Source organism: Bacillus sp. BB081 (assembly GCF_008368895.1).
Taxonomy (GTDB): Bacteria; Bacillota; Bacilli; order Bacillales; family Bacillaceae_G; genus Bacillus_A; species Bacillus_A wiedmannii.
Genome location: NZ_QOZX01000112.1, coordinates 1 through 4,836, shown reverse-complemented (window position 1 = coordinate 4,836; position 4,836 = coordinate 1). Strand labels below are relative to the sequence as shown.

Sequence of the window (4,836 nt, the reverse complement as noted above, 5' to 3'; positions counted from 1 at the left end):
AATTAGACCTCAAGAAACACCTGATACCTCAACACAAACAATCAGATCCAAAAAAAACACTGGTATTTCTGCAAAATCATCAAAAAACCAAAAATCTTCTCGGGTTTTATTAAAATTAAGTGATACTTTTAATACTTCACTAACCTCCAAAAAATTTATACTATCGCAAGATAATTCGCAATTATTATTCAATCAAAAAGAATCTTATTACCAAATAGATACATCTAATAATATTGAAAAAATAAAAATTGAAATTAAAAAATTACTATATGATTATCAATTAATTAATTTATACATTGTATTATTTTTAGAAGGTATTCATATCAAAGGCTTTATACTGCATATTAGCGAAGAGCTAGTTACTATTATTGGACCCAACTTAAAAGTAGAAAGTAATTCAGCTGATAACATTATAGAATCACCAAACAGAATTACCATAAAGATTGAAATGATTCAAGCGATTGGTGATGCGGAAACTCCTCTCAAGCTAAGATAAATTTGTATATCAATATGGATAGTAGTTATGTATCCATATTGATATACAGCTATCGTGGTAATATGAAATTAATACTTCTTCTTGAGTTTGCATTGAATGTATAAGTTCTCATTTAAGTTGTTTTTGTATATCTTCTGTAACTGTTGGCTTCGGATTTTTATTTAAATCGTTTAGTATTTCACAAATTCCTGCGAACTATTCCGACATACGTTGTGTACGGTAAGTATACATAAGTTCTGTTTAAAGCGTGAGTTAGTAACGAAAAACCACCGTTCAAAAGTATGGGACTTTATATTTTTATGAATTTAGCATGTCGATAAGTGAGTTGCCATCAATTAATTCAATGTTCTTATTTGCTGCATATTGTCTTGCGTTCTTATTGAAATGACTTAGTGTTACGAAATATCCTCCAACAGCATCAGCATCCACAATTGCGCTATGAAGCTTCTGAATAAAGGGTCTTCCAATGGAGTTTTTCGTATAGCGTTTTACCTCGACGAATTTCATTTTATTCTCTTAATAAAGAATGATGTCTTTGCCGCCATCGTTAGAGCCAGAAGTTACTTGAACTTTATAACCAAGAGAACGAAAGACATCAGCTACAAAATATTCAAATTCCCTCGGATCCATTACTTCTAAATTGCTACGAGTTGCACTTCTTTTGATTCGCTCGGTTCTAATTTCTTCAGGTGTTACGTGCGGACTTTTTGTTATTGCACCAATTAGAAAAACAATTACAAGCAATGCTATTGCCCAAATCATGCAATTCACCTCAGTATGAGTATGTCCAAATGATGATTATTCTATTTCTTCATCTTCAATCCAAATTTCTTCTAATTTCATTTCCAATACACGTGCAATGCGATAGGCGACAGGTAAGGTTGGAAGTCCACCTTTTATTAAATTAGTCATTGTGGATGTTGCAATCCCAACTTTTTTAGCAATAAAACTGTATTTAATTCCACGTGCATCCAAAATTTCTTTCAAACGACTTTCCATATTATCACCCTTTTTTAGTTGTCCTACGAATTTTTTCTCGAAGGACAGGCAAAATCCTCCTTTCTAGGTCATATACCTTTATCAAGACCATGAGGAATACCAAGTGGAATCAAGGACATCAAGAAGGGAGAGGACGCATATGCGTTGGCAATTCTCACATTTAAACGAAACGCCTTACCTATATCCATCGAAAGAGTTGAGAAATATGTATTGGGGTTCTAATGGCAAGAAAGAAACAAACGCAATTGTGGATCACATGGAAAGACATGAGGTTTTTAACAATCGTGAATATAAAGGCTATTACCGTTTATCGAACGATATTATGGATGATTTATATGAAGATAAGGATGAAGTGCTTGATTGGGGAGACGTCATTAATGAGTATCAACCGGTTATGATAGCGAAGGGATTACAAGTCATTCGAAAAGTGGGATTCAAATGACAATCGTTGGTGAAGCGGTATTAGTATGGACTGCAACAGGCTTGTCAGTGATTACGATGAAGGTTGCAGAAAAAATGGGGCAGAGTGTTCCACGTTGGCTTCCACGAATGACCATGTACACAACGCTCACAGGCTCGTTCTTGTATCTTCTACGTTATGTTCTTTTCGCGTTTCTATAGGGGAATACCAACGTGGAATTTCAGGACATTTACTGGTCGTTGGCATAAAGCGTGTACGGGAGTATTCCGAAAATAAGGGATATATACCCTAATAAAGGGTATATGGGGAGTGGAGAAAATGATTGAATTATTACTCGTTCCAGCTGCAGGTATAACAATGGCATTATTCGGTGAAAAGTTCAAAAGTAAAAATGATGATAAGCGAAAAATACAGGTGTTTTTTGAAGTAGCTGGTATTGCGATTAAAAGAAATAATGAAGAAAAATTGCAATATCCAAAGTTCCAAAAACAAATTGATGATGATCGTAGTACGACTTATGTTTACACTTTACCGCTTGGCATGCCCAGTAAAATTATTCAGAAGGTAGAGGATGTGGTAAGCGAGGGACTAAATAAACCAGTACGGATCCAGTACGATAATTATAAATTGAATATTCGTGTATTACGCAGAGAAATACCGAAGAACTGGTCATGGTCAATGGATTTAGTAACGAAAGGAAAATGGCGTATTCCAGTTGGCCAGAGTTTAGAAACAATTGTTTATCACGATTTTGATGAGAGGCCGCATATGGCTATAGGTGGATTAATTCGCATGGGGAAAACTGTCTTTCTTAAAAACATGTTTGCTTCCTTATCGTTAGCGAATCCAAATCATGCTCATTTTTATTTAATTGATTTAAAAGAAGAAGGACTCGAATTTAGCGAATATAAAAAGCTAAAACAAGTTGAAAAAATCGCAGAAACATCAGAGCAAGCACATGGTATGCTGCTAAAAGTAATGGAGAAAATGCATGAGCGTGGGAAGTACATGAAAGAACGTGGCATCAAGAATATTGTTCATACGATAGAAAAAGACCGGTATTTCATTGTAGTAGATGAAGGGGCGGTACTCGCGCCTGCAAAAGGATTACCGAGGGCTCATAATAAAATGCTGGAAGAGTGTCAATACATGCTTAGTCACATTGCGCGTGTTGGAGGAGCACTAGGGTTTCGTATTGTCTTCTGTACGCAATATCCGACAGGAGATACATTGCCAAGGGTAGTAAAACAAATGGCGAATGCGAAACTTGGTTTCCGTTTACCGACTCGTACTGCATCAGAATTTGTTATTGATCAGCCCGGATTAGAACAACTACCATCTATTCCAGGAAGAGCTATATATATGAAGGAAAACTTCACCGTATTGCAAGTGCCGTATATCGATGACAAGGTCATGTGGGAACATCTAAAAGAATATGAGGTGGAAAAACATGAATATCCAGAGTCACATGAAAATCAACCGTCAGATTTGCAATACTTGCGACGATTAGAAAGCTTCAGTTTGCAACAAGGAGACATTTGATGAGTGTGCATGATATGGGCGGTATTCGAAATGCAAACCGTATTATGTGAGATTTAAAACCATACGTAAGTAAAACAATACAAAGGAAGGAATACGTATATTATTTGAACAAAGAAGGGCATGCCATGTTCGGTGATGATGGGAAAGTTGTGTCGAGAGGAAAACTAGCTCATGCACTATTATGGAATGCAGCATGGTTGCATTTATTTTGTCCGGACGATTGGCAGATTGAAACGGATATACGTTATATAAAGAACAAAAAGAAAAAGAAAATAGTTCCTGATGTGAAGTTTCGTGATGAAGAAAGTATACTTCATGCAGTTGAGCTAGATCGTTCGCATGATGATGGTGTAACATGTCTACAATTAATGTTAAATATGAATTATGAGAAAATAAAACAATATGGATCGAGTACAAGTAGGTCATTTGTTCCATTATCGCAGTCTTCCATTTGTCTTGCTGATTGTATTTGCATAACTGGATTTGTATTAGGATTACTAGGTGCAATTACATTTGGGGGATTAGTTTTATCCGTATGTTCAATTACATAAAGGTTGTTATTTGCAAGAAGGACACCGACTTAAGGTGTTCTTTTTTAGTTTTATTGTAAAATTATTGTAAATGATAAATATTACATCATTCTTATCGCAACAAAGTAGTTCAGCCCCTAACGGTATGCGTCAAGGTGCTGAAATTTGAGAACCCTTCTTTAATAGATAAATATGATTATCAATCTCTTGCATTATAACACTAGGTTAATTAAATGAGAAACTTAATATTCATATGTAGTTATATAAGTGAGAATGTGAACAAATTTGAATGGGTTATTGCGATTCTAGAGATTGTAAAGCCATACATGGATGAAAAAGATTTTGAGCAAGTAATGTTTAAAACTGTAGTTCTTATGCAAGAGGAAATGGATATTAAATAAAATTGTTATTTCATTGTAAGTAAAAAGAGCACACATATAAGCATGCTCTTCGATAAGAAAGGTAGATCCCTATGAGCGGAGAGACTACATACAATATCGTATGTTAGTTTCTTTTAAATGTGAAGAAAAAGTCAACAAAAGGTCAACGTAAAGTCAATGAAAATTCAACAAAAATACTATTTGGTAAGTACATGTAAAAAAGAGCGCCTTGTAAAGGCACACTTTGTAAAGTTTTTTTCTACTGTCGTGTTTTTTTTATAGAGTTGGAAGCTATTATCCCACTTATAAAACTAGGCAGTAGGCTCCAAAAGAAGAACCCCTATCGACCAGTTACTAGGGTGACAGTTAAGAAAAGGAGTGGTACTAAAATAATCATTATAAAAGATATTCTTTGATATGGATTTATATAAAAACGCCCCTTTATAGATGAACTGTACCCCGAATCAT

At 34.9% G+C, this 4,836-nt stretch carries 4 protein-coding genes and 4 pseudogenes; 6 read left to right on the top strand and 2 right to left on the bottom strand.

What is annotated here, in order from left to right:
* Positions 1–496, top strand: a pseudogene (locus DN394_RS28210) (hypothetical protein); the annotation flags it as partial.
* A 297-nt stretch (positions 497–793) separates the two neighbouring features.
* Here DN394_RS28210 and DN394_RS28205 read toward each other — a convergent pair.
* Together DN394_RS28205 and DN394_RS28200 are read right to left on the bottom strand one after the other, a co-directional pair.
* Positions 794–1,258: pseudogene (locus DN394_RS28205) on the bottom strand (restriction endonuclease).
* A 36-nt stretch (positions 1,259–1,294) separates the two neighbouring features.
* Positions 1,295–1,495, bottom strand: coding sequence for a helix-turn-helix domain-containing protein (locus DN394_RS28200; RefSeq protein WP_000445877.1), 201 nt, complete (start codon positions 1,493–1,495; stop codon positions 1,295–1,297).
* A 139-nt stretch (positions 1,496–1,634) separates the two neighbouring features.
* Here DN394_RS28200 and DN394_RS28195 point away from each other — a divergent pair, with 139 nt between their 5' ends.
* From DN394_RS28195 to DN394_RS29660, 5 genes and pseudogenes are all read left to right on the top strand, one after another.
* Positions 1,635–1,937: a hypothetical protein gene (locus DN394_RS28195; protein WP_001267483.1), complete on the top strand. Its 303-nt coding sequence runs from the start codon at positions 1,635–1,637 to the stop codon at positions 1,935–1,937.
* Complete coding sequence (locus DN394_RS28190; RefSeq protein WP_098149954.1) at positions 1,934–2,116, top strand: hypothetical protein; 183 nt, start codon at positions 1,934–1,936, stop codon at positions 2,114–2,116. Before DN394_RS28195 ends, DN394_RS28190 begins: the two co-directional genes overlap by 4 nt.
* 118 nt (positions 2,117–2,234) lie before the next feature.
* Positions 2,235–3,426: pseudogene (locus DN394_RS29930) on the top strand (FtsK/SpoIIIE domain-containing protein).
* Between the two features lie 109 nt (positions 3,427–3,535).
* Positions 3,536–3,874 (top strand): annotated as a pseudogene (locus DN394_RS28180) (replication-relaxation family protein); the annotation flags it as partial.
* Between the two features lie 389 nt (positions 3,875–4,263).
* Positions 4,264–4,389, top strand: coding sequence for a hypothetical protein (locus DN394_RS29660; protein WP_255258668.1), 126 nt, complete (start codon positions 4,264–4,266; stop codon positions 4,387–4,389).
* Positions 4,390–4,836 lie beyond the last annotated feature (447 nt).